27 protein-coding genes and 3 tRNA genes are annotated in these 20,309 nt (G+C 61.6%); 20 read left to right on the top strand and 10 right to left on the bottom strand.

What is annotated here, in order from left to right:
• The first annotated feature begins 78 nt into the window (after positions 1 to 78).
• From HBOR_RS06155 to HBOR_RS06140, 4 genes are read left to right on the top strand one after another with little or no spacing between them, the layout of a single operon-like run.
• Positions 79 to 1,185, top strand: coding sequence for a branched-chain amino acid ABC transporter permease (locus HBOR_RS06155; RefSeq protein WP_006054087.1), 1,107 nt, complete (start codon positions 79 to 81; stop codon positions 1,183 to 1,185).
• Positions 1,182 to 2,552 carry a branched-chain amino acid ABC transporter permease gene (locus tag HBOR_RS06150; RefSeq protein WP_006054086.1) on the top strand — a complete coding sequence of 457 codons (1,371 nt, stop codon included), beginning with the start codon at positions 1,182 to 1,184 and terminating at the stop codon, positions 2,550 to 2,552. Before HBOR_RS06155 ends, HBOR_RS06150 begins: the two co-directional genes overlap by 4 nt.
• Positions 2,545 to 3,399: an ABC transporter ATP-binding protein gene (locus tag HBOR_RS06145; protein WP_006054085.1), complete on the top strand. Its 855-nt coding sequence runs from the start codon at positions 2,545 to 2,547 to the stop codon at positions 3,397 to 3,399. The genes HBOR_RS06150 and HBOR_RS06145 overlap by 8 nt, the downstream gene beginning before the upstream one ends.
• Complete coding sequence (locus HBOR_RS06140) at positions 3,396 to 4,151, top strand: ABC transporter ATP-binding protein (RefSeq protein ID WP_006054084.1); 756 nt, start codon at positions 3,396 to 3,398, stop codon at positions 4,149 to 4,151. Before HBOR_RS06145 ends, HBOR_RS06140 begins: the two co-directional genes overlap by 4 nt.
• Positions 4,152 to 4,226: 75 nt before the next feature.
• Here HBOR_RS06140 and HBOR_RS06135 read toward each other — a convergent pair whose 3' ends face one another.
• Together HBOR_RS06135 and HBOR_RS06130 are read right to left on the bottom strand one after the other, a co-directional pair.
• Positions 4,227 to 5,021 carry a hypothetical protein gene (locus HBOR_RS06135; RefSeq protein WP_006054083.1) on the bottom strand — a complete coding sequence of 265 codons (795 nt, stop codon included), beginning with the start codon at positions 5,019 to 5,021 and terminating at the stop codon, positions 4,227 to 4,229.
• A 143-nt stretch (positions 5,022 to 5,164) separates the two neighbouring features.
• A complete protein-coding gene (locus HBOR_RS06130; protein WP_006054082.1) occupies positions 5,165 to 6,484 on the bottom strand; it encodes an ABC transporter substrate-binding protein in 1,320 nt (439 codons plus the stop codon).
• A gap of 220 nt (positions 6,485 to 6,704) precedes the next feature.
• Here HBOR_RS06130 and udk point away from each other — a divergent pair, with 220 nt between their 5' ends.
• The gene (gene udk, locus HBOR_RS06125; RefSeq protein ID WP_006054081.1) at positions 6,705 to 7,358 is read left to right on the top strand and encodes a uridine kinase; all 654 of its coding nucleotides are present in this window, start codon (positions 6,705 to 6,707) and stop codon (positions 7,356 to 7,358) included.
• Between the two features lie 39 nt (positions 7,359 to 7,397).
• Here the strand turns inward: udk and HBOR_RS06120 are convergent, their stop codons facing one another.
• The 3 genes from HBOR_RS06120 to HBOR_RS06110 all read right to left on the bottom strand — a co-directional run bounded on the left by HBOR_RS06120 (position 7,398) and on the right by HBOR_RS06110 (position 8,715).
• Positions 7,398 to 7,721: a DUF5785 family protein gene (locus tag HBOR_RS06120; RefSeq protein WP_006054080.1), complete on the bottom strand. Its 324-nt coding sequence runs from the start codon at positions 7,719 to 7,721 to the stop codon at positions 7,398 to 7,400.
• Positions 7,722 to 7,826: 105 nt separating this feature from the next.
• Positions 7,827 to 7,909 (bottom strand) — tRNA-Ser (locus tag HBOR_RS06115).
• A gap of 41 nt (positions 7,910 to 7,950) precedes the next feature.
• Complete coding sequence (locus HBOR_RS06110; RefSeq protein WP_006054079.1) at positions 7,951 to 8,715, bottom strand: glycosyltransferase family protein; 765 nt, start codon at positions 8,713 to 8,715, stop codon at positions 7,951 to 7,953.
• A 92-nt stretch (positions 8,716 to 8,807) separates the two neighbouring features.
• On the opposite strand from HBOR_RS06110, the gene HBOR_RS06105 reads away from it, so the two are divergent.
• Positions 8,808 to 9,041, top strand: coding sequence for a hypothetical protein (locus HBOR_RS06105; RefSeq protein WP_006054078.1), 234 nt, complete (start codon positions 8,808 to 8,810; stop codon positions 9,039 to 9,041).
• 22 nt (positions 9,042 to 9,063) lie between these two features.
• Here the strand turns inward: HBOR_RS06105 and HBOR_RS06100 are convergent, their stop codons facing one another.
• The 3 genes from HBOR_RS06100 to HBOR_RS06090 form a co-directional block, all read right to left on the bottom strand.
• Positions 9,064 to 9,699 (bottom strand): uracil-DNA glycosylase, encoded by a 636-nt coding sequence (locus HBOR_RS06100; protein ID WP_006054077.1) that lies wholly within the window; start codon positions 9,697 to 9,699, stop codon positions 9,064 to 9,066.
• A gap of 219 nt (positions 9,700 to 9,918) precedes the next feature.
• Positions 9,919 to 10,209 (bottom strand): hypothetical protein, encoded by a 291-nt coding sequence (locus tag HBOR_RS06095; RefSeq protein ID WP_006054076.1) that lies wholly within the window; start codon positions 10,207 to 10,209, stop codon positions 9,919 to 9,921.
• Positions 10,206 to 11,267 carry an Mrp/NBP35 family ATP-binding protein gene (locus HBOR_RS06090; protein ID WP_006054075.1) on the bottom strand — a complete coding sequence of 354 codons (1,062 nt, stop codon included), beginning with the start codon at positions 11,265 to 11,267 and terminating at the stop codon, positions 10,206 to 10,208. Before HBOR_RS06090 ends, HBOR_RS06095 begins: the two co-directional genes overlap by 4 nt.
• A 190-nt stretch (positions 11,268 to 11,457) precedes the next feature.
• Here HBOR_RS06090 and moaA point away from each other — a divergent pair, with 190 nt between their 5' ends.
• Entirely contained in the window at positions 11,458 to 12,417 is a 960-nt protein-coding gene (gene moaA / locus HBOR_RS06085; protein WP_006054074.1) for a GTP 3',8-cyclase MoaA, read from the top strand.
• Positions 12,418 to 12,454: 37 nt separating this feature from the next.
• On the opposite strand, the gene HBOR_RS06080 is transcribed toward moaA, so the two are convergent.
• A complete protein-coding gene (locus tag HBOR_RS06080) occupies positions 12,455 to 12,817 on the bottom strand; it encodes a thioredoxin family protein (RefSeq protein ID WP_006054073.1) in 363 nt (120 codons plus the stop codon).
• A 285-nt stretch (positions 12,818 to 13,102) separates the two neighbouring features.
• Between HBOR_RS06080 and HBOR_RS06075 the strand changes: the two genes are divergently transcribed.
• The 13 genes from HBOR_RS06075 to rpsB all read left to right on the top strand — a co-directional run bounded on the left by HBOR_RS06075 (position 13,103) and on the right by rpsB (position 19,302).
• A tRNA-Ser gene (locus HBOR_RS06075) sits at positions 13,103 to 13,187 on the top strand.
• Positions 13,188 to 13,206: 19 nt separating this feature from the next.
• Positions 13,207 to 13,725 (top strand): 30S ribosomal protein S13, encoded by a 519-nt coding sequence (locus tag HBOR_RS06070; protein WP_006054072.1) that lies wholly within the window; start codon positions 13,207 to 13,209, stop codon positions 13,723 to 13,725.
• Positions 13,725 to 14,252, top strand: coding sequence for a 30S ribosomal protein S4 (locus HBOR_RS06065; protein ID WP_006054071.1), 528 nt, complete (start codon positions 13,725 to 13,727; stop codon positions 14,250 to 14,252). The genes HBOR_RS06070 and HBOR_RS06065 overlap by 1 nt, the downstream gene beginning before the upstream one ends.
• Before the next feature lie 3 nt (positions 14,253 to 14,255).
• Entirely contained in the window at positions 14,256 to 14,651 is a 396-nt protein-coding gene (locus tag HBOR_RS06060) for a 30S ribosomal protein S11 (protein WP_006054070.1), read from the top strand.
• Positions 14,652 to 14,660: 9 nt separating this feature from the next.
• Positions 14,661 to 15,443, top strand: coding sequence for a DNA-directed RNA polymerase subunit D (locus tag HBOR_RS06055; RefSeq protein ID WP_006054069.1), 783 nt, complete (start codon positions 14,661 to 14,663; stop codon positions 15,441 to 15,443).
• 176 nt (positions 15,444 to 15,619) lie between these two features.
• Positions 15,620 to 15,704, top strand: a tRNA-Leu gene (locus tag HBOR_RS06050).
• Between the two features lie 27 nt (positions 15,705 to 15,731).
• Complete coding sequence (locus HBOR_RS06045; RefSeq protein ID WP_006054068.1) at positions 15,732 to 16,082, top strand: 50S ribosomal protein L18e; 351 nt, start codon at positions 15,732 to 15,734, stop codon at positions 16,080 to 16,082.
• The gene (locus HBOR_RS06040; RefSeq protein ID WP_006054067.1) at positions 16,079 to 16,516 is read left to right on the top strand and encodes a 50S ribosomal protein L13; all 438 of its coding nucleotides are present in this window, start codon (positions 16,079 to 16,081) and stop codon (positions 16,514 to 16,516) included. The genes HBOR_RS06045 and HBOR_RS06040 overlap by 4 nt, the downstream gene beginning before the upstream one ends.
• Complete coding sequence (locus HBOR_RS06035) at positions 16,510 to 16,908, top strand: 30S ribosomal protein S9 (protein WP_006054066.1); 399 nt, start codon at positions 16,510 to 16,512, stop codon at positions 16,906 to 16,908. Before HBOR_RS06040 ends, HBOR_RS06035 begins: the two co-directional genes overlap by 7 nt.
• Positions 16,909 to 16,920: 12 nt before the next feature.
• A complete protein-coding gene (locus tag HBOR_RS06030) occupies positions 16,921 to 17,115 on the top strand; it encodes a DNA-directed RNA polymerase subunit N (protein WP_006054065.1) in 195 nt (64 codons plus the stop codon).
• The gene (locus tag HBOR_RS06025; RefSeq protein ID WP_174261581.1) at positions 17,112 to 17,291 is read left to right on the top strand and encodes a DNA-directed RNA polymerase subunit K; all 180 of its coding nucleotides are present in this window, start codon (positions 17,112 to 17,114) and stop codon (positions 17,289 to 17,291) included. The genes HBOR_RS06030 and HBOR_RS06025 overlap by 4 nt, the downstream gene beginning before the upstream one ends.
• A 2-nt stretch (positions 17,292 to 17,293) precedes the next feature.
• Positions 17,294 to 18,499 (top strand): phosphopyruvate hydratase, encoded by a 1,206-nt coding sequence (gene eno / locus HBOR_RS06020; protein WP_006054063.1) that lies wholly within the window; start codon positions 17,294 to 17,296, stop codon positions 18,497 to 18,499.
• The gene (gene rpsB, locus HBOR_RS06015; RefSeq protein ID WP_006054061.1) at positions 18,496 to 19,302 is read left to right on the top strand and encodes a 30S ribosomal protein S2; all 807 of its coding nucleotides are present in this window, start codon (positions 18,496 to 18,498) and stop codon (positions 19,300 to 19,302) included. Before eno ends, rpsB begins: the two co-directional genes overlap by 4 nt.
• A 76-nt stretch (positions 19,303 to 19,378) precedes the next feature.
• Here the strand turns inward: rpsB and HBOR_RS06010 are convergent, their stop codons facing one another.
• Positions 19,379 to 20,254: a VOC family protein gene (locus tag HBOR_RS06010; protein ID WP_006054060.1), complete on the bottom strand. Its 876-nt coding sequence runs from the start codon at positions 20,252 to 20,254 to the stop codon at positions 19,379 to 19,381.
• Positions 20,255 to 20,309 lie beyond the last annotated feature (55 nt).

The raw sequence follows: 20,309 nt of genomic DNA, 5'->3' as shown, positions 1-20,309 counted from the left end.
AATTCGCGTGATTGTCTGAACGATGAAGAAAGACTTATCATAGTTTCACGTCCGCACATACCGTGAGGATAGTTATCAATGGGTATTGCTGAGACCTACTCACGTGGACGCCGGTTCGCAGTGGACCGGCCGGGGGCGCTTATCTTGGCCTTCGTCGGGGTACTCCTCCTCGGAGACCTCCTCGTTGGCCTCGCAACCGGACAGACTGCACTCAGTGACGTGGGGTCACTGGTTTGGGACGGCCTAATGCGTGGGCTGGTGATCGGTCTGGCGGGTATCGGGTTATCGATGACGTACAGCATCTTGAACTTCGCAAACTTCGCGCACGGTGATTTCATCACCGCGGGCGCGTTCTCCGGGTGGGCAACGACGTACGTTCTTGCTGGACTCGGACGCGCCGATATTGGAGCGTTGGTGTTAGTCGGTGCAGGTGGGTCAGTGTTCGGTGGGACACTCGGCATCGGCATCACGGGGACGCCACTCGCAGTTATCGCGGGACTACTCGTCGCAGGAGCGTTCACTATCGTCCTGTCGCTCGCGGTTGACCGGGCTATTTTCCGGCCAATTCGTGACGAGGACGGAATCACGCTTCTCATCACGAGCATCGGGGTCGCGTTCGCGCTCCGATACATGATGCAGTTCGTGTTCGGATCGAACGTGCGCGGAACGACGGCGCAACCGCCGTCGTTCGCGGTGTACCTACTCGACGGAGCAGTTCGAATCAACATGCACGACCTGACACTGGTTGTCGTTGCAGGGGGACTGATGCTCGGCGTTCACCTCCTGCTTCAGCGGACGAAACTCGGCAAGGCGATGCGCGCGATGGCCGACAACGAAGACCTCGCACGCGTCACGGGGATTCCAACTGAACGTGTCGTTCGCTCGGTGTGGGTTATCGGTGGGGGACTCACCGGCGTCGCAGGCTACATGTTCGTCCTCTGGAAGGGGACGCTCGGATTCAACGATGGGTGGCTCTTGCTGCTGCTCATCTTCGCTGCGGTCATCCTCGGCGGTATCGGCTCCATCTACGGTGCCATCGCGGGCGGCCTCGTTATCGGTCTGACGGCGTCGCTGTCGGTGCTGTGGATTCCGTCGGCGTTCGCCCGCGCGGCGGCGTTCGTCGTGATGATCGTGATCCTGCTCGTGAAACCGTCTGGCCTGTTCAGCGGGAGGTCGACAGCATGAGCGTTCGCGACGACCTCGCGGCCCGGATGCCGGGCGGCGACACGGGCCTCATCGTGGCCGTGCTGTTGGTGACGTACGCGGCGTACGTCCTCGTCGGCGTCGGTCTCGGCTACTCGCTTCGCGGCCAACTCAACACCATCGCGGTGTTGACGTTCTACATCGGCGTGTTCGCTATGCTGGCGCTGGCGCTGAACCTCCATTGGGGGTACACGGGGCTGTTCAATATCGGCATCGTCGGCTTCATGGCTGTCGGAGTGTACGTGATGGCGCTGTTCTCGAAACCGGCCTACACACCGGGCGGCGCGGCACAGGTCGGCGGTCTCGGCCTGCCACTCATCATCGGCATCATCGCCGGGATGGTTGCCGCGGCGTTGCTGGGACTCGTGGTCGCCTTACCGGCGCTTCGGTTGCGGGCTGACTACCTCGCCATCGTCACCATCGCAATGTCGGAGATCGTCCGATTTAGCTTCCTGTCGGGCGATCTCCAGCAGTTCCAACTACTCGGTAACCGCGTCGGCTTCGGTGGCGGGTCGGGGCTCATCCTCGACTTCACCGATCCCCTTCAGGCGTTGTTCCAGTCGGTCGGGCTGTGGGGCGCCTATCTGGGCTTCGTTGACGCGTTCACTGTTATCGTGCCAACGAATCCGAAGCCGGTCGTGGACGGTCTCGTGTACGGCCTCATTCTGCTTCTGTTCGTCGGGGCGTACTTCTGGCTCCTGAAGCGGACCGGTGAATCGCCGTTCGGTCGGGTCCTCAAGGCCATCCGCGAGGACGAGGACGTGGCGAACTCCCTCGGAAAAGACACGAATCAGTTCAAAATCAAGTCGTTCATGCTCGGGTGTGCGCTCATGGGGCTGGCAGGAATCTTCTGGCTCATGACGCAGGGCGCGGTGACGCCGAACTTCTTCCGCCCGCGCGTGACGTTCTTCGTCTGGATTGCGCTCATCATCGGGGGCGCGGGATCGAACACCGGGAGCGTTCTCGGTGGCGCGGTCTTCGCGGCGGTGCTCTACCAGGGGCCGCGCTACTTCAAGAACCTCATCGACACCGTGCTTCCATCGACGGACGCGCCGTCCGGGTTCGGTCAGGCAGTCGGGCCGCTCATCTCGAACATCGACCCGGCACCGCTGTTCTTCTACACGGTGGACAGCATCCGGCAACTCCAACTCGTCATCATGGGACTCGTCCTCATCTGGCTGATGCACAACCGTCCCGAGGGGATGCTCGGCTACCGGAAGGAGACAGCTTCGGGGATCCCGCTGACGGCGGCGCACGCGCGAAAGACTGCCACCGACGGTGGCGAACACACCGACGAGTCGCCCAGTCCGTCGAATGTGGCATCTGAAGGTGGTGAATCCAATGAGTGAAACCGAGAGCGGATCCGAGACGAACGAGTTCGAGTCCGAGGCGAAAATAGATGCGACCTCCACCCCCGACGTTTCGGTGGAGTACCCGCTTCAGGTAGACGGACTCCGGAAGACGTTCGGCGGTATCACCGCCGTAGACGATGCAACGTTCCAAATCGAGAACGGAACGCTGACTGGCCTCATCGGCCCGAACGGGGCCGGGAAATCGACGACGTTCAACCTCATCACGGGGATGCTCAAACCCGACAAAGGGACAGTCACGTTCAACGGCGAGGACATCACCGGGATGGAACCGCACGCAATCGCCAACAAGGGACTCGTCCGGACGTTCCAAATCGCCCGCGAACTCGAAGACATGACCGTCTTGGAGAACATGATGCTTGCGCCGAAGAACCAGCGCGGCGAGAAACTCTGGCGTTCAGTTACCCCAGGCGTCCGCAACGACGTTATCGAGCAAGAAGAGGAGCTATTAGAGCGCGTCTGGGAGGTGCTGGAGTTCTTCGAGATAGACCACATCGCAGAGGAGTACGCGGGCAACCTCTCGGGCGGTCAGCGGAAATTGCTGGAGATGGCTCGGGCACTGCTGACGGACCCGGACATGCTCCTGTTGGACGAACCGTTCGCCGGCGTCAACCCGTCGCTTGAGAAACGACTGCTCACGCACATCCACGAACTCCGAGAGCAGGGCTACACCTTCCTGTTGGTCGAACACGATATGGATCTCATCATGGAGAACTGCGAACACGTCATCGTCCTCCACCAAGGGCGCGTCCTCACTGAGGGCACGCCAGCGGACATCAAATCGAACGAAGAGGTCATCGAAGCGTACCTCGGAGGGAACGTATGAGTTCTGACACCACCGCGGCGACGGACTCGACACCCGATGTTGCGGGCGAAGAACTGCTTCGCGTCCGCAACCTTGATGCGGGGTACGGAGACTTACAGATCCTCACCGACGTGGACATGGACGTTCACGACGGCGAGTACGTCACCATCGTCGGCCCGAACGGTGCAGGCAAGTCCACGCTGATGAAGTCCGTCTTCGGCCTCACCAGTCACATGGGCGGAACAGTGACGTTCGAGACCGAGGACATCACTGGCCTGCGCCCCGAAGAGATCATCCACAAGGGCGTCGGATACGTCCCGCAGAACGACAACGTCTTCGCGGCGCTCACGGTTCAAGAGAACTTGGAGATGGGTGCGTACATCCTTGATGAGGTGCCGCAGGACGCCCTCGATATGGTGTTTGAACGCTTCCCCATCCTCGAAGAACGGAAAGGGCAGAAAGCGGGGACGATGTCCGGCGGCCAACAGCAGATGCTAGCGATGGGTCGTGCCCTGATGCTCGAACCCTCGCTGCTGCTGTTGGACGAACCCTCGGCGGGTCTCGCACCGGACCTCGTAGACGAGATGTTCGACAAGATCGACGAGATCAACGAGGCAGGAACGGCCATCCTCATGGTCGAACAGAACGCGAAGGAGGCTCTTCGGCGGTGTGACCGCGGGTACGTCCTCGCTAACGGCGAGAACCGCTACACCGATTCCGGTCGGGCGCTCCTGAACGACGAACAGGTTCGCCAAGACTTCCTCGGCGGCTAACGCCCCGGACCGAACTCGATTTTTGCGACAACTCGACGGTGTGGAGTGAATACACCGATTACTCCCCACCGCGTCTCACTCGCAGGTGAGTCGGAGCGTCTCCAGCGTCGGCTTGCCGTCGTCGATCTGAACGCGTGCTTCCGTATTCCGGCAGTAACAGGAGAAATACGTCGCAGTGTCTGACCCTTCGTCTGTCTCGATCTGCATCTCGTACTCGCCACCGATAGGACCGTCAAAGCTGAGGTGGCCGTTACCGGGTTGTATCGTCTGCGTTGTCTCTACGACCGTCTCGTTTCCGTCAGAGAGCGTTAGCGTCACATCACGCGGCGTCTCATCCGTGTTCTCGACCGGTATCTCTCGGCTTCGGGGCAATCCACAGCCAATCTGAAGCGACCCATCGTCTGCGACGAGAATCGCCAACTGCGGCCAGTGCCAACGCTCCGGGATCAACCACTCGTCCGTCGCCCGGCCACCGTCGCTCGTCTCCACGACCACGTCGTAGGTGGCGTGCGAGGCGACCAACGAGTCAGTGGATACCTCATCACCCGCTTTCAAGTCGAACGACTCCTCGAAGAAGCGGTCGCCCTCGTACTCGACAGCGAGCGTCAACGTCGTCGCTTCGCCACTGTCGTTCCGGAGTTTCGCCTGCGCGGAGCCGAGTATTCGGTCCGCATCAGGAACAGTGTACGCGTCTCCTGTCGGCGTCCCGGTCGAAGGCGGGCGTTGCGTCGTCCCCGTCGCAGGTGAGTTCGTTCGCGTGGCGTTGTCTGTCGGCGATGAACTGCCCGTTTCACCGGGGTCCGACTGACAGCCTGCGATACCGACGAGCAGCGACGACCCGAGACTAGCGAGGAGGGCGCGGCGATGCATTGGTGTGTGTCGTGTCCGTCGTGGTATGAGTACCTTCTGTCACTCTGTCGGAGCAAAGAAACGCTGCGGGACCAACGAAACGCCGCCGCTCACCGGTTGCGTCGAAAGAAACGTTGGAGTCGGTACGAGATGTCTCGCCTTTCTCAGTTGTCCGGAGCGGACAGCGCCGTCTCGATGACTGAGGAGTACGAAGACTCTCCGATGTTGAACGCGGTCTGGTGGTACACCTCACCGTCGAACTGCTCTTCGAACACGTTGGCAAAGCGGTTCGACAGTTGCTGGCCGTAGTCGTTGTTGACGAACAGCGTCGAGACGGTGGACGCCTCAAGTCGCTCGGACATGACCTGCGCCATGACACGGCCCTGCAGGAAGTCCGACGGTGCCGTCCGGAAGATGAAGTCGTTGTCTTCGAGGTTCGACACCGACAGCGCCGTCGAGGACGGCGAACAGCCGACGACTTCGTTCGGGATGAACGCCTGCTGTGAGACGGGAACGTTGACACCAGACGACGCAGAGCCACAGACGCCCGGAACGCCCGCACTGACGAGTGCCTGTGCGGCCGAAGTGCCGGCGCTGGGCGATGTCTGCGTGTCCTCAATCTGCGCGTTGACGGTCAGTCCCGCCGGATTGGCGTTGTTGACCTGTTTGACCGGGATCTGTGCCGCTTGAATCATCGGCGCACCGACGGACGCGAGGTCGCCGGTTTCAGGGAGGAGAATCCCCACCGAGATTTCGCGGTCGGAACCTCCCGGTCCGCTGTCGGCCGACGGTCCGCTCCCCTCTGGGTTTTCGCCTTCGAAGTTTTGCACCTCTTGGGTGGCCGTCGAATCCGAGTCGGTTCCCTCGAACTCCCAGATGGCGTACGCGGCTGACGCCGGGTCGCCCTTCTCGTTGAAGTTCGTCGCGGACGACGCACCCTGATAGTTGATGTCGTCGCCGTTGGCGGCCGCTTCCACCGCTTCGACGAATTTCTCCGGACCGTACTCGTCGCCTCCGGGGTTGGCGATGCGACGCATCTGCTCTTTCAGCGCCGGACCGCTGTTCTCACCCGCCGCGGCGTTTGCGAGGATGAGCAGCGCCACGGAGTCGTACGACTGTGAGGTGAACACACCCGGCGCTGCGTTGTACTCGTCTTGGAACAGTTGGTTGAACGCTTCCTGATTCGGACCGCCCGCCGCCGGTGCTGTCCCGGTGACGTTCGCCATGTCGTTGCCGACCTGACCGGGCATCGCACCGTCGCGCAGACCGTCGGGGACGAGAATGCTCTCGGACCCGTCGGACTGGCTGTAGTAGTCGCGGAAGAGTTGAATTCCGCTTTCCGGGTAGCCGATGACAACGAGTCCTTCCGGACCGCCTCCCCCTCCTCCGGGGCTTCCGATACACCCTGATAGTCCCGCTGCTCCCACAGCACTGGCTGCACCCGCGCGCTTCAGAAAGTCACGGCGTGCGATATCACGTGCCATGTGACACGCAAAGGCATCACCCCATTATAAATTTACCTCCCGCCTGACCGCCGACGGTCGATTTTGGCAGTTTAGAATGCATGAAACACCAGTGATAGAGGTATACTAACACTACAAATGTCGTTCGTTTGACTGACTCGGGTGCGTGTGAAAAGTTGTGACTCGTCGGGGCCAATCGGGAATCGCCACGCTCAAATCGACGCAGGCGCGTTTTCCACCGATGACCATCCCGTCGTTCGTCATCGGTATCGCGGGCGGGACCGGCGCTGGCAAGACTACCGTCGCACGACTCATCACGGAGAACGTCGGCGAGTCCGTCACGCGCATCCCAATCGACAACTACTACAACGACTTGAGTCACCTCGAACTATCCGAACGCGAGTCGGTCAACTACGACCATCCGTCGGCGTTCGAGTGGGAACTCCTCCACGACCAACTCGCAACGCTGTTGCAGGGACAGCCAATCGAGATGCCGAAGTATGATTTCGAGGTACACAATCGTAAGGACGAAACTGAGACGGTTGAACCGACTGACGTTATTATCATCGAGGGCATCCTCGCGCTTCACGACGAGGAGATAAACGAGATGTTCGACTTGCGTCTCTACGTCGAAACCGACGCGGACGTGCGCATCCTCCGGCGCATCCAACGCGACGTTATCGAACGCGGCCGCGACCTCGAAGGCGTCATCGACCAGTACCTCTCGACGGTCAAACCGATGCACGAGCAGTTTATCGAACCGACGAAGAAACAGGCCGACCTCATCATCCCTGAAGGCGCAAATAGCGTCGCTGTGAACCTCCTCGAAGAGAAAGTACAGGCCGAGGTCGAAGGTGACACGACGCGCGATTGGGAACGTCCCACTCCGGAATAAATCAGTCTCTCTGAACGAGCGGTGACGAACGACGCCGGTTCAGGCGCTGTTTTTCGTCTCGGCGAACTGGTCTGCGCCCTCGTAGAACCAGTAGCCGTTCTCGCGCATCGCGCGACCGACGGCTTTGTGGAACGGCACGAAGGCCTCGAACGACTCTTCTTCGACGTTCTCGAAGATATCCCGAAGCGAGACAACCGTCTCGTAGTCGATCCGAATCGGGTCGTCACCGTGTTCTTCGACGAACTCCGCCGTCGAGAGGGGGAAGTCCTCGTCTTCGTCTACCTTCTTCGCAATGATTGCCTGCCCGTACTTGCGCATTCCCTCACTCCCTTCTTCGCTATCAGGGTCGTGTGGCCAGTCCATATCCCTGTGTTGGAAGGCCAACCCATAGCCGTTACGCATCTACCGGCAGATTCGGTACCGTGCGGCGCAGTTGAAACTACGTCATACGAAATTCGCTTGAAAAGGCGGTGGGACTGGGATTTGAACCCAGGAGGCCAAAGGCCACCTGCTTTCAAGGCAGGCGCAATAGTCCACTCTGCCATCCCACCAGCGGGTGTTGATTCTCGGTGGGTGTTCTAAGGTTTGTCGGTCACTCCTCGTCGCGGACCAAGGTCGGTTCTCCGTCCTCTTCGACCACGTTCAGACCCGTCTCGACGACGAATTCGGCCGTGTAGCCGGGGACGATTCGCTCGGCTTGCCACCGCGCGCGAATCGCCGGGACGAGCGTGAGGAGGTCTACACCGGTTCGGACGGTCGGTTGCATCTCCAAGAACGCCACGTTGTGCCCGGCGTCGTTCGCGCGCGCGGTGAGCGTCTCGACTTCCGGCGTCGTGAACGCTTCGGAGAAGTCGATGGGATCGGAGAAGCCAGCCACGTAACTCCGACCCGCAGTGGACGGGCCGAGGACGACTTCGTTCGTCCGGAGTTTCATCGCCATCGAATCGATCTTCGACCGGGTGAAAAACGGGGCATCGCCGCGGACGACGGCGGCCGTGCGAACGTCTTCGTCTCGGAGCAAGTGCATCATCGTGTTCCCTGCGCGTGCGGAGACGCTCGATCCGACTTGCACCTCGAAGCGCGCCTCGCTCGGGTCGTCGAGGGCATCGGCGGCTAGCGTTCTGACCGCCGCTTCCGCCGTCCCATCCTCCTCACGATACGCCTCGGGCAGGAGGTCCTCAGACCGGTAGTTCACGAGCAGGTCGCCACCGGAGCGGCTGACGGCGACCATCGAGTCTTTCAACATCGCGGCGTAGAGGTCCGCGGCCTCAGTCTCCGACAGCGGACTCGTCTCGGCGAGTTCTGAGAGAACAAGTCCGGGGCGCGGCGGATCCGCCATGAGAGCGACGACAGTCATGCCTCCACCTCGGGCGGGGTGACCCTTCAACTCGCCGCTTCACCGTTCGGGTTTCCGCTTTGCTTCAAGTGGTCGCAGTTCCAACGTGTGGTATGCCGACGAACTCGTCTGACGGACTCGCACATTCCAGACTCACACGAGTACTGTGTCGCCTCGGTGCCGTTGCTGTTGTACTGCTCGGTATCGCTGCTGTCGTGGTGTTTCTCCCCGCTGCCGAGTCGTGGGCGCTCCTAGTGGCCGTCTTCCTCATCGCGGCCGTCGTCGGGATGGTGTTCTACGGCGCGCGAATGGCGAGTAAGACGGCGACGCCGTACTGGCAGACCTAACTTACGGACCTGACCAACGACGTTAGCGACTACGACGGCCTTTTGTCTGCCGGTAGTCCCGCGAAAACACCGACTCCGTGACGTGTTCGACGAATGCGTCCGCGTCCTCGTCGGTCTGTTCGTCCAGGTCCAGCATCGGGACGAGTTCGAAGCCACGCCCGCGAATCGTCGTCGCGTGCGCTTCCTCGATGTCGAAACTGTCCGGCGCGCGCGTCGTGTAGTCGATAGCGAGCGATTCAAGCGTTCGCTGGCCGATGGGGACGAGTATTTCGGGGTTTATCATCCGTACCTCGGCGTTGAGATACGGTTCGCAGGTCAGTATCTCCTCTTCGTCCGGCCGCCGTTCCGGATGCCGACAGCGTGTGAGATAGGTAAGAAAGACGTTCTGGAGGTCCGGTTCGTCGCTGTCGGGGCGCGACCGGGAGAACCCGAGATCACCGAGGATTCGCTGGAGTCGTTCGCCCGCGGGGTCGCCCGTGAACGGAACCCCAGTCTCGTCTGCGCCACCTCTCGGCTGTTCTCCGATGAACAGAAACTCCCCGCCCACGTCGCCGTACCCGTGAACGACGTTCTCACGAACGTCACAGAGACCTGAACAGTTCTCACAGTCGAGGTCCATATTGAACGGGTTCCGGAGTGAATCTTGTTCGGCGTCCACGTTCGCTCATCGGCCGCAACGGTGAAAAGTAGCCGCCATTTGCGGTGAGTCGGTCGAATACTGTGCGTACCGTTCGGTTCGTCGAAAACTCAAAACAAGTGGTCGGTGCACGGTGAAAGTGAAACTCCTTGCAGTCGGGCGAATACGGGTTGGACAGGGCCGGGAGAAACCACCGAGAGAGATTTCAGTCGAACTGCGCTGGTGAAAGTAAAGCCAGACTCAGTCTTTCCGCAGACCGCCTTTCGCCTTGATATCCATGATGTGCCTGACGTTGAGGTAGATCTCCTCGGGTGACGTGTCCTCGTCCGGATCGTACAGGTCGCTCACGCGATAGAGGATGGCCGAAAGCTGTTTGCTTTCGGACGAGTCGCCGTATACGTCTTCGGCTATCCCACGAAGGAACTCTCGTCGCTCCGCGTCCGGTTCGAACTCGGCGTCGGAGTCAGGAGCCATCTCCCAATCGGGTTCGTCCTCCTGCAACTCCTCGGGTAGTTCCTCGTCCTCGCTCATCGCTCCGAAACCTCGCGTCGCCGGACGACGCCAGCCATATCAGCGACACTCTCGGTCATCCGTCGGAACGCCTCTGCCGTCTCGCCTTCGTCTTCGAGAACCACCGGCCGGCCGCCGTCGCCACCGGTTCGGACATCGGGGTCCAGCGGAATCGCACCGAGGAACGGCATGTCGTTCTCCGCGGCGAACGCCTCGCCACCACCTGCGCCGAAGATGTCGTGGCTTGACCCGCAGTCGGGACACCGGAACGACGACATGTTCTCGACGATGCCGAGGACGTTCGTGTCGTGCTTGCCGAACATCTGGAGGCCCTTGCGAGCGTCGTCGATAGCCACGTCCTGCGGCGTCGTCACGATGACCGCGCCTGTGAGTGGGAGCGTCTGGAGGACAGTCAACTGCGTGTCACCCGTCCCCGGTGGGAGGTCCAGAATCATGTAGTCGAGTTCGCCCCACTGCACGTCTTCGACTAACTGCGTCAGGAGTTGGTGAACCATCGGACCGCGCCAGATGACCGGGTCGTCCTCGCCGACGAGAAAGGCCATCGACATGAGCTTCATGCCGTACTTCTCCGGCGGAACAATGGTCTGATCGCCAGTCGCTTGCGGTGCTTCGTCGGCCGCGACCATGCGCGGGACGTTCGGGCCGTAGATGTCAGCGTCGAACAGGCCGACGCGCGCACCGAGCTTCGACAGTCCCGCCGCAAGGTTCACCGCGACAGTGGACTTGCCGACACCACCCTTTCCGGACGCGACGGCGATGATGTTCTTCACGCCCGGTAGCACGTCCTCGTCTGCGGAGAGATCGGATGGAATCTTCGCCGTGAGATCTACTTCGTAGTCGGTGTCGCTGAACTGTTCGCGCACTTGCGCGGCGATATCAGTCTCGTGCGGCGAATACGGCGCACCGAGTGCAAGCGAGATGCGAACGACGCCCGAACCGTCGTCCGCGTCGTCGGACGCAACCTCGATAGCGTTGACAAGCCCCGCCGAGACAATGTCGTCGCCGAGGTCCGGGTCCTCGACCGCCCGGAGCCGGTCGCGTACCGCTTCGTCGTTCATGTCACAGACTCCGTGAGGACGGCCGATAAGGGTTGTCAACTATCGCGCGTGGAACGATGCGGTGACCGTCTCACATTGCAGGAGTTGTAACCGGTACCAATCCGAATCCCTGCCGAACGTAACCCTCACACGTTACGACTCGTGCCGAACTGACCGCGAATTTATCAGCGTCGAATGCCAGATTCGATACATGCTCGTGGACGACTTCGGACGCGAAGTGAGCGGCGTCCGCATCTCTCTCACCGACCGGTGTAACTTCGACTGCGTCTACTGCCACAACGAGGGACTCGGCGACACGCGCGGTCCGATGGAACCGTCGGACGACGAGATGTCTACCGACGATGTCGTTCGCTTCCTCGAAGTCGTTGAGGAGTTTGGCGTCGAGAAGGTGAAGTTCACCGGTGGTGAACCGATGCTCCGCCAAGATTTAGCGGAGATTATCCGCCGCACACCCGAGTCGATGGAGAGTTCGCTGACGACGAACGGAACCTTCCTTCCCGGACGCGCGGAAGACCTGAAAGAGGCCGGTCTCTCTCGGGTGAACGTCTCTCAAGATGCGTTAGACCCCGAAGCGTTCGCGGAGATCACGAAGTCCGGCGCGTACGACAACGTGCTGGAGGGAGTCCAAGCAGCCCTCGACGCCGGACTCGACCCGGTGAAACTCAACATGGTCGTCTTCGAACACACCGCGGGGTACGTCGAGGAGATGGTCGATCACGTCGCCGAGAATCCCGGCCTGCAACTCCAACTTATCGAGTACATGCCCGAACTGACGGGTCGCCCCGAATGGAACATCGACATCCAACGCGTCCACGATTGGCTCGAAGGGAAGGCGGATCGAGTAGAGATGCGCGAGATGCACCACCGCCGCCGCTACTACGTCGGCCAAGGGATGGTCGAAATCGTAGATCCCGTGGAGAACGAGGACTTCTGTGCAAACTGCCATCGCGTGCGCGTTACGCACGAGGGGTATCTCAAAGGCTGTCTCAACCGAAACGACGACTTACGACCGATGGGCCAGATGACCCGCGGGGAGATTCGAGAGGCGTACCGCGAGACGGTGGCGAACCGCGTCCCCTACTACGGTGAGTACCTCGTGCAGGACGAAGACGACGAGTGGGTTATCAACGAGAAGTACATCGGGGCCTGATAACGGCCGACCGACTCGTCCGTTCCCCCTTCGAGTATTACGTATCTGATCGCGACTCGGCGAGAAAGTCGTCGATGGCCGCACCGCCTTGGAATCCGTCTGCGAGCCTTCCGGCGCGCTCACCGTCCTCGAACAGAACGAGCGTCGGCACGCTTTGGATGTTGAATCGCTCGATGAGTGGCGGGTCCTCACGCGGATTGCAAAGAGCAACAGTCAAATTGTCGTGCGCGCGAGCGACGTTTCCGAGGACGGGTTCGATACTCTGACAGAGCGTACATCCCTTCGTGTAGAAGTCGATCAGCACGAGGTCGTTTTCGGCGATCAGTTCGTCGAGTTCCGCCTCCGACTCGATGGAGAGGGGTCTACTGGGCGTGCCGGTAGTCGGAGCCTCCGCAGTCATAACTGGCCGTTGTCTCTCGGTGGATATAGCCGTTCGGCGGATGGTCTAACCCGGCACACACCTGTCACGTTATAACTTATCGAATCGGCTGCGCTGTTGGATATCCGAGACCACTGTTCGGTTCCATTCAACGCTCTCAGGCCGTCTTTCAGGCTCGCGTGTGTCCCGATCTCATCCGCACACCCTATCGTGATGCTTAAGTAGAGGCCACGTTTTGTTCCGATTGCAATACGCTGTAGGGGCATCGGTCCCGAGTCCGGAAGGGCGACAGTAACCAAATTGTGTGTTGCGGTAGCCAAGCCTGGCCCAAGGCGCTGGGTTGCTAACTCAGTGGCACCACGCCTCCGGGGTTCGAATCCCCGCCGCAACGCTCACCCGACTTTCCAGTCATGAGTGCAGAAGAACCACAAGACGACGCTCCCGAGGAGGAGGAAGACCTCCAGTACTTCGTCCGGATCGGTCAGACCGACCTTGACGGGACGAAGACGGTAGAGCGGAGTCTCTCCGACATGAAAGGTATCGGCAAGCGCACGGCGCGCATCGTCGCCGACGCCGCGGGTGTGGACCGAACGGAGACGTTCGGGCTTCTCGACCAAGATGACATCGACGCCGTTGTCGATGTTGTCGAGAACTTCAACGACCACGCCCCCGAGTGGATGATCAACCGCCGCGATGACTTTTACACCGGCGAGACCACCCACAAGACCGGCTCGGACCTCGAACAGAAGCGCCGCCACGACATTAACCGCATGAAGATGATCAACTCCTACAAGGGCGTCCGCCACAAGCGCGGACAGAAGGTGCGCGGTCAGCGCACGAAGTCCACCGGACGTACGGAGGGGACCATCGGCGTGAACGTCGAAGCCATCAAAGAAGAACAGGCCGCCGAAGAGGGCGGTGAAGAATAATGGCGACCGGTAAGAACACCAAATTCTACGAGACGCCGAATCATCCGTTCCAGGGCGAGCGCATCGCACAGGAGGCCGACCTCCTCGGGCGCTACGGTCTGAAGAACAAAGAGGAACTCTGGCGTGCCCAGTCCGAACTGCGTAACTACCGCCGTGAGGCCCGACGCCTCATCGGTGAAGCGCAGGGTGACATGGAGCAGGCCGAGGAACTCGGCGTCGAGTTCCTCGACCGTCTCCGCCGCTACGGCATTCTCTCTGAAGACGACAACATCAGCGAGGTCCTCGGTCTCGACGTGACCGACATCCTCGAACGTCGTCTGCAGACCGTCGCCTACCGCAAAGGCCTCGGTCACACGCCGGACCAGTCGCGGCAGTTCATCGTTCACGGCCACGTGGTCGTTGACGGTGCCCGCGTCACGCGTCCGTCGAAGATGGTCGAAGTCTCCGAGGAGGGCCTCGTCGAATTCGACGAAGGCAGTCCGCTCTCGGACGAACTACACCCCGAGCGAGCAGAGGGTCAGGAGTAACCAATGAGCGAATCCGAGAACTCCGGCGCAAAGTGGGGCATCGCCCACGTACACGCATCGTTCAACAACACGCTCATCACCATCACCGATCAGACTGGCGCTGAAACCATCGCCAAGTCGTCCGGTGGTGCCGTGGTGAAGCAGAACCGCGACGAGGCGTCGCCATACGCGGCCATGCAGATGGCCGAGAAGGTCGCAGAGGAAGTCAAAGCGGCCGGCATCGAGGGCCTGCACGTTCGCGTGCGCGGCCCCGGCGGCAACCTCAACAAGAGCCCCGGCCCCGGCGCACAGGCAACGATTCGTGCCCTCGCCCGTGCCGGTCTCGAAATCGGCCGTATCGAGGACGTCACGCCGATTCCGCACGACGGTACTCGCGCGCCGAAAAACAGCCGACTCTAACATAGACCCATGGCAGAAGATTTCGAGGTCGAGTTCATCGAACGCGACGACCGAAAGGCTCGCTTCCTCGTTCGCGGGATGACCCCGGCAGTCGCCAACGGCATCCGGCGAGCGATGATCGCTGACGTGCCGACGTTCAGTATCGACACCGTACGGTTCGTCGAGAACTCGTCGGTGATGTTCGACGAGATGATCGGTCTCCGCCTCGGCCTCGTTCCGCTCACGACGCCGCTCGACGACTTCGAGCAGGGCGACACCGTGACACTTGCACTCGACGTGGAAGGTCCGGCAACAGCCTACTCCGGAGATATCGAGACGTCTGACGAACTCGTCAAACCCGCAGAGGACAACGTGCCCATCATCGAACTGAAGCAGGGCCAACGCCTCGAACTTGAGGCTGACGCCGTCCTCGGTGACGGGAAGTCCCACGCGAAGCACCAAGGTGGTGTGGCTGTCGGCTACCGACATCTCCACCGCGTGGAGGTCGTTGGTGACGCCAACGAGTTCGAAGAGCAGGAACCGAACATTCTCCGAGGGGTCATCGAAGAGCAGGCGGCCGAACACGCCGCCGACGAGAGCGCCGAAGACGGCGAACTCGTCCCCACGTCAGAGTTCGACAACGACCTCACGAAGCGATACCCCGGCAAGGAAGTCGAGGTACACGACGTGCCCGGCGCGTTCGTCTTCCACGTGGAGACGGACGGGTCGTTCACCGTCCCGGAACTGGTCCGTCGCGCAGTCGAGAGTATCTCTGACCGCGCGGCCGAACTCGAAGAGAAAGTAGCGATATAGAATAATGACTGTCCCTTCCACCATTCGACGACCGTTCGCCGCCCGCGAAGCGAGCGCCTCGCCCGTAGCCGCCCTGACGGCCGCGTCCGCGAGCGTCTCGCGCCCGAGCGCCGGCGAGCCTATCGGCCGTCGAATCGAAACTGGTTTGAAGGGGCACGCAGTACGTCGGAGTGCGAGCAGGGATAGCCAAGTCTGGCCAACGGCGCAGCGTTCAGGGCGCTGTCCCATAGGGGTCCGCAGGTTCAAATCCTGCTCCCTGCACTCCGTTTTCTCAGAAGGAGGTAGACAATGAGTAAGACTAACCCGAGACTCAACAGTCTCATCGCCGAGCTGAAGGCGGTTTCTCGTGAGTCTGGCGCCAACGTGTGGCAGGACGTCGCGGACCGTCTCGAAAAGCCCCGGCGCACCCACGCAGAGGTCAACCTCGGTCGTATCGAACGGTACGCCAAGGAAGACGAGACCGTTATCGTCCCCGGCAAGGTGCTGGGCAGCGGTGTGCTGGAAAAGAACGTTACCGTCGCAGCGGTCGACTTCTCGTCGTCCGCTCGCAAGAAGATAGAACAGGTCGGAGACACGGTGACCCTCGAACAGATCGCAGAACAGAACCCCGACGGGTCCGATGTACGGGTGATTCGATGAGCCTCGCCGAGTTCGACGCAGACGTTGTCGTTGACGCGCGAAACTGTATCCTTGGCCGTGTCGCCAGCGAAGTCGCCCAGAAGGCGCTCGCCGGCGAGAAGGTCGCCATCGTAAACGCCGAAGACGCAGTCATCACGGGATCCGAAGACGACGTGATGGGCGTCTACCGCAAGCGCGTCGAAGTGGGTTCGGACCAGGGACCGTACTACCCCAAGCGTCCGGACCGTATCTTCAAGCGCGCCGTGCGCGGGATGGTCCCGTACAAGACCGACAAGGGCCGCGAGGCACTCTCGAACGTCCGCGTCTACGTCGGCAACCCGTTCGACGAGGACGGCGACGTTCTCGACGACACCTCGCTGGACCGCCTGTCGAACATCAAGTTCATCGCACTCGGAGAGGTTTCCGAGAAACTGGGTGCTAACGTCACATGGTAACGAACACGTCAGGAAAGAAGAAGACCGCCATCGCTCGCGCAACCGTGCGCGAGGGTGAGGGTCGCGTCCGTATCAACTCCCGCCCGGTCGAACTGACCGAACCGGAGATGGCCCGCCTGAAGATGCTGGAACCGTTCCGCATCGCTGGCGAGGACCTCCGTTCACAGGTCGATATCGACGTCAGCGTCTCCGGCGGCGGCTTCGCCGGTCAGGCAGATGCAGTGCGAACTGCCATCGCGCGTGGGCTGGTGCAATATCTCAACGACGCCGAACTCCGAGACGCCTACATGGACTTCGACCGTTCGTTGCTCGTCAACGACGTTCGCCAGTCCGAGTCCAAGAAGTGGGGCGGACCGGGCGCACGAGCACGCTACCAGAAGTCCTACCGCTGAGGTGATCCACCCATGATGATTCCCGTCCGGTGTTTCACGTGCGGCAACGTCGTCGGCGAACACTGGGACGAGTTCAAAGCACGCGCCCGCGAAGGTGACGAAAACCCCGCCAAGGTTCTCGACGAACTCGGCGTGGAGCGTCACTGCTGCCGGCGCATGATGGTCTCGCACAAGGACCTTGTGGACGTAGTGGCACCATACCAATAATGCAACAGCGCTACAACCGATACGAGAAGGCACGCATCCTCGGCGCGCGAGCGCTGCAGGTGTCGTACGGCGCGCCGGTCCTCCTTGATACGGACCAGAGTGAGCCAATCCTCATTGCGGCCGAGGAGTACGACGCCGGTGTGTTGCCGTTCACAGTCCAACGAGAGGGTAAGTGAAAATGACACTCATCACCGACGTTCGACTCCGGCGCGTCCTCGACTCGCGCGGTAACCCGACCGTCGAGGCGGACGTACTCACCCAATCCGGTGGGTTCGGCCGCGCGGCTGCACCCAGCGGTGCGAGTACCGGCGAGTACGAAGCCATCGAACTGCCGCCGTCAGAGGCCATCGCGGCCGCACGGCGTCACGCTGTCCCGCGCCTCATCGAAGAGGTTCATGCCGGGAATCAGCGCGAAGTCGATGGCGCACTTCGTGCCGCAGACGGAACGGACAACTTCTCCGAAATCGGTGCCAACAGCGCGGTCGCCATCTCGATGGCGGCTGCGAAAGCCGGTGCCGACGTGCTCGGTGCACCCCTGTACCAGCACCTCGGCGGCGCGTTCCGCGGCGAGAACTTCCCGGTTCCGCTCGGTAACGTCGTCGGCGGCGGCGAACACGCGAAAGAGGCCACGCACATTCAGGAGTTCCTCGCCGCGCCAGTCGGCGCGCCGAGCGTCTCCGAGGCCGTCTTCGCCAACGCCGCAGTTCACGCACGCGTTTCGGAGATTCTCGACGAACGCGACACCCCCGCCGCAAAGGGCGACGAGGGTGCATGGGCACCGCCCATCTCGGACGCGGAAGCGTTCGAGGTCGTAGACGAAGCCGTCTCCGACGTCGAAGACGAACTCGGCTTCGAGGTCCGCTTCGGGCTCGATATGGCCGCCGCGGAACTCTACGATGACGACGAGGACGGGTACGTCTACGGTGACGAAGTGAAGTCCACCGACGAACAGGTGGACTACGTCGCCGAGATGGTCGAGGAGTACGACCTCGTTTACGTCGAGGATCCCCTCGACGAGGACGACTACGAGGGCTTCGCAGACCTGACCGAGCGTGTGGGCGACCAGACGCTTATCTGCGGCGACGACCTGTTCGTTACTAACGTCGAACGCCTGCAGGACGGCATCGACGCCGGTGCCGGGAACTCGATCCTCATCAAGCCGAACCAGATCGGAACGCTTTCGGACGCGTTCGACGCCGTCGAACTCGCCGTCCGAAACGGGTACGACGCCGTTATCTCCCACCGTTCGGGTGAGACGGAGGACACGACCATCGCACACCTCGCCGTCGCAACCGACGCCGCCTTCATCAAGACGGGAACGGTCCAAGGCGAGCGAACCGCTAAACTCAACGAACTCATCCGCATCGCGGACGACGCAGTATGACAGACAACGACAACGAAGCGGTCGAAGTCGTCGACGACGATGTCGCGGAGGCCGAAGCGGCCAGCGACGACTCCGAGACGGCGGCGGCCGAGACGACGGAAGAAGAAGTCGCCGAGGCCACTACCGCCGACGCCGCCGACGAAGAGGCGGCGGAGGACGAGGCCGACGCCGAAGCAGCCGAAGAAGAACCAACGTTCGACGAGGACGTCATGCCGGACGAGGAGGCCGACCTCCTCATTCCCGTCGAGGACTACCTCGGTGCTGGTGTCCACATCGGGACCCAGCAGAAGACCAACGACATGGAGCGGTTCATCCACCGCGTCCGTGACGACGGTCTGTACGTTCTCGACGTGAGCCAGACGGACTCGCGCATCCGCACCGCCGCGGACTTCCTCGCGGGCTACGACCCAGAGCAGATTCTGGTCACGAGTTCGCGCCAGTACGGTCGATTCCCGGCCAAGAAGTTCGCCGACGCAGTTGGCGCGCGCGCCCGAACGGGCCGCTTCATCCCCGGTACGCTGACGAACCCCGACTACGCGGGCTACATCGAACCTGACGTGGTCGTCGTCACCGACCCCATCGGCGACTCCCAAGCCGTCAAGGAGGCCATCACGGTCGGCATCCCGGTCATCGCCATGTGCGACTCGAACAACCAGACCTCGAACGTGGACCTCGTCGTGCCGACGAACAACAAGGGTCGTCGCGCACTGTCGGTCGTCTACTGGCTGCTCGCCAACGAGACGCTCGACCGCCGCGGAACCGACCAGGTGTACGCGCTCGAAGACTTCGAAGCCGAAGTCTAACTTTCGAGAGACGACGCGATTTTCCTTTCTCGCTGTCGCCGCGAGTGGCGACGACGCCGTACTCACTGACGAGTGGCTACAACTCGACGACGCCGAGTCGGCCACGAAACACCCCGTGGTCGAACCACGCCGCACGGCGGTCACCGTCGGGACCGAACGACTGCACGTCGGTCAGCGAGAACTGTTCTGTCGCCGCCTCGAAATCGTCTGCGGCGAGGAAGTACGCGCACGGGCCTTCACCGAGAGAATCCACGCGACTAGCGATATCGTCAGTACCAGCCTGCATCTGGGCCGTACTGCTTTGATTTTCGCCGTCACCCGTCTCGGCGTAGGCAACAGGTGCGCCGGGGCAGATACTGAACCGGTCGAAGGGTCCATCTGCCGCAATCGGTGTTGGAAGGCGATGGCGGCGGGTTAAAAGCGAGGCCGTTCGGTCTGTCTTTTCGACGGCGAGGACGACCAGTGCGGTTCCCACGAGCGGCGAGTCAACGAGATCCAGATTTGGCGTCGTACGATACGACCGTGGTGTGCGGTCAGCGATGACGAACGGGAGGCGTCCGTCATCAGTGGGTCCCTCGAAACACATGTCCCACTCGATGCGCGTGCCGTCGGGGCTGACGCGACTGGCCTCGTGCGGGCCGTCAACGCGAACTCCGCTATCGATAGCTGTCTTCGCGGATGCGGCGACGTTCGAGACTTCGATGCACCATCCCGCCGGACCGGCGTCCGCCGCGAGATGCGCGGACCAGAAGTCGGCATCGTCGGGGGAGGTGTCCTCCGTCGGCGCGATGAATTCGATGTACGAGCCGTCCGGGAGGCCGACGACGGCCATATGCGTCGTGCCGTTGCCGTGCGGTCCGCCGTACTCCGAGGGGAGACCGACATCCGCCGCGGCTGTGCGCAGGTGATCCAACTCGCTGCCTCCGAAAGCAACATGATCTATCGTGAGCATGGAGGGCAATCGGCCCGGACAGGTATAAACGGCCGTGCCGTCAGCACCCGGTTAC

The sequence above is a fragment of the Halogeometricum borinquense DSM 11551 genome (assembly GCF_000172995.2).
Lineage (GTDB): Archaea > Halobacteriota > Halobacteria > Halobacteriales > Haloferacaceae > Halogeometricum > Halogeometricum borinquense.
Note: the sequence above shows the minus strand (reverse complement) of the source record. Positions and strands in the feature narration are given on the sequence as shown.

Coding starts and splice junctions, on each gene's coding strand:
- HBOR_RS06155 (WP_006054087.1), top strand. CDS start 79: ATGGGTATTGCTGAGACCTACTCACGTGGACGCCGGTTCGCAGTGGAC.
- HBOR_RS06150 (WP_006054086.1), top strand. CDS start 1,182: ATGAGCGTTCGCGACGACCTCGCGGCCCGGATGCCGGGCGGCGACACG.
- HBOR_RS06145 (WP_006054085.1), top strand. CDS start 2,545: ATGAGTGAAACCGAGAGCGGATCCGAGACGAACGAGTTCGAGTCCGAG.
- HBOR_RS06140 (WP_006054084.1), top strand. CDS start 3,396: ATGAGTTCTGACACCACCGCGGCGACGGACTCGACACCCGATGTTGCG.
- HBOR_RS06135 (WP_006054083.1), bottom strand. CDS start 5,021: ATGCATCGCCGCGCCCTCCTCGCTAGTCTCGGGTCGTCGCTGCTCGTC.
- HBOR_RS06130 (WP_006054082.1), bottom strand. CDS start 6,484: ATGGCACGTGATATCGCACGCCGTGACTTTCTGAAGCGCGCGGGTGCA.
- udk (WP_006054081.1), top strand. CDS start 6,705: ATGACCATCCCGTCGTTCGTCATCGGTATCGCGGGCGGGACCGGCGCT.
- HBOR_RS06120 (WP_006054080.1), bottom strand. CDS start 7,721: ATGGACTGGCCACACGACCCTGATAGCGAAGAAGGGAGTGAGGGAATG.
- HBOR_RS06110 (WP_006054079.1), bottom strand. CDS start 8,715: ATGACTGTCGTCGCTCTCATGGCGGATCCGCCGCGCCCCGGACTTGTT.
- HBOR_RS06105 (WP_006054078.1), top strand. CDS start 8,808: ATGCCGACGAACTCGTCTGACGGACTCGCACATTCCAGACTCACACGA.
- HBOR_RS06095 (WP_006054076.1), bottom strand. CDS start 10,209: ATGAGCGAGGACGAGGAACTACCCGAGGAGTTGCAGGAGGACGAACCC.
- HBOR_RS06090 (WP_006054075.1), bottom strand. CDS start 11,267: ATGAACGACGAAGCGGTACGCGACCGGCTCCGGGCGGTCGAGGACCCG.
- moaA (WP_006054074.1), top strand. CDS start 11,458: ATGCTCGTGGACGACTTCGGACGCGAAGTGAGCGGCGTCCGCATCTCT.
- HBOR_RS06080 (WP_006054073.1), bottom strand. CDS start 12,817: ATGACTGCGGAGGCTCCGACTACCGGCACGCCCAGTAGACCCCTCTCC.
- HBOR_RS06070 (WP_006054072.1), top strand. CDS start 13,207: ATGAGTGCAGAAGAACCACAAGACGACGCTCCCGAGGAGGAGGAAGAC.
- HBOR_RS06065 (WP_006054071.1), top strand. CDS start 13,725: ATGGCGACCGGTAAGAACACCAAATTCTACGAGACGCCGAATCATCCG.
- HBOR_RS06060 (WP_006054070.1), top strand. CDS start 14,256: ATGAGCGAATCCGAGAACTCCGGCGCAAAGTGGGGCATCGCCCACGTA.
- HBOR_RS06055 (WP_006054069.1), top strand. CDS start 14,661: ATGGCAGAAGATTTCGAGGTCGAGTTCATCGAACGCGACGACCGAAAG.
- HBOR_RS06045 (WP_006054068.1), top strand. CDS start 15,732: ATGAGTAAGACTAACCCGAGACTCAACAGTCTCATCGCCGAGCTGAAG.
- HBOR_RS06040 (WP_006054067.1), top strand. CDS start 16,079: ATGAGCCTCGCCGAGTTCGACGCAGACGTTGTCGTTGACGCGCGAAAC.
- HBOR_RS06035 (WP_006054066.1), top strand. CDS start 16,510: ATGGTAACGAACACGTCAGGAAAGAAGAAGACCGCCATCGCTCGCGCA.
- HBOR_RS06030 (WP_006054065.1), top strand. CDS start 16,921: ATGATGATTCCCGTCCGGTGTTTCACGTGCGGCAACGTCGTCGGCGAA.
- eno (WP_006054063.1), top strand. CDS start 17,294: ATGACACTCATCACCGACGTTCGACTCCGGCGCGTCCTCGACTCGCGC.
- rpsB (WP_006054061.1), top strand. CDS start 18,496: ATGACAGACAACGACAACGAAGCGGTCGAAGTCGTCGACGACGATGTC.
- HBOR_RS06010 (WP_006054060.1), bottom strand. CDS start 20,254: ATGCTCACGATAGATCATGTTGCTTTCGGAGGCAGCGAGTTGGATCAC.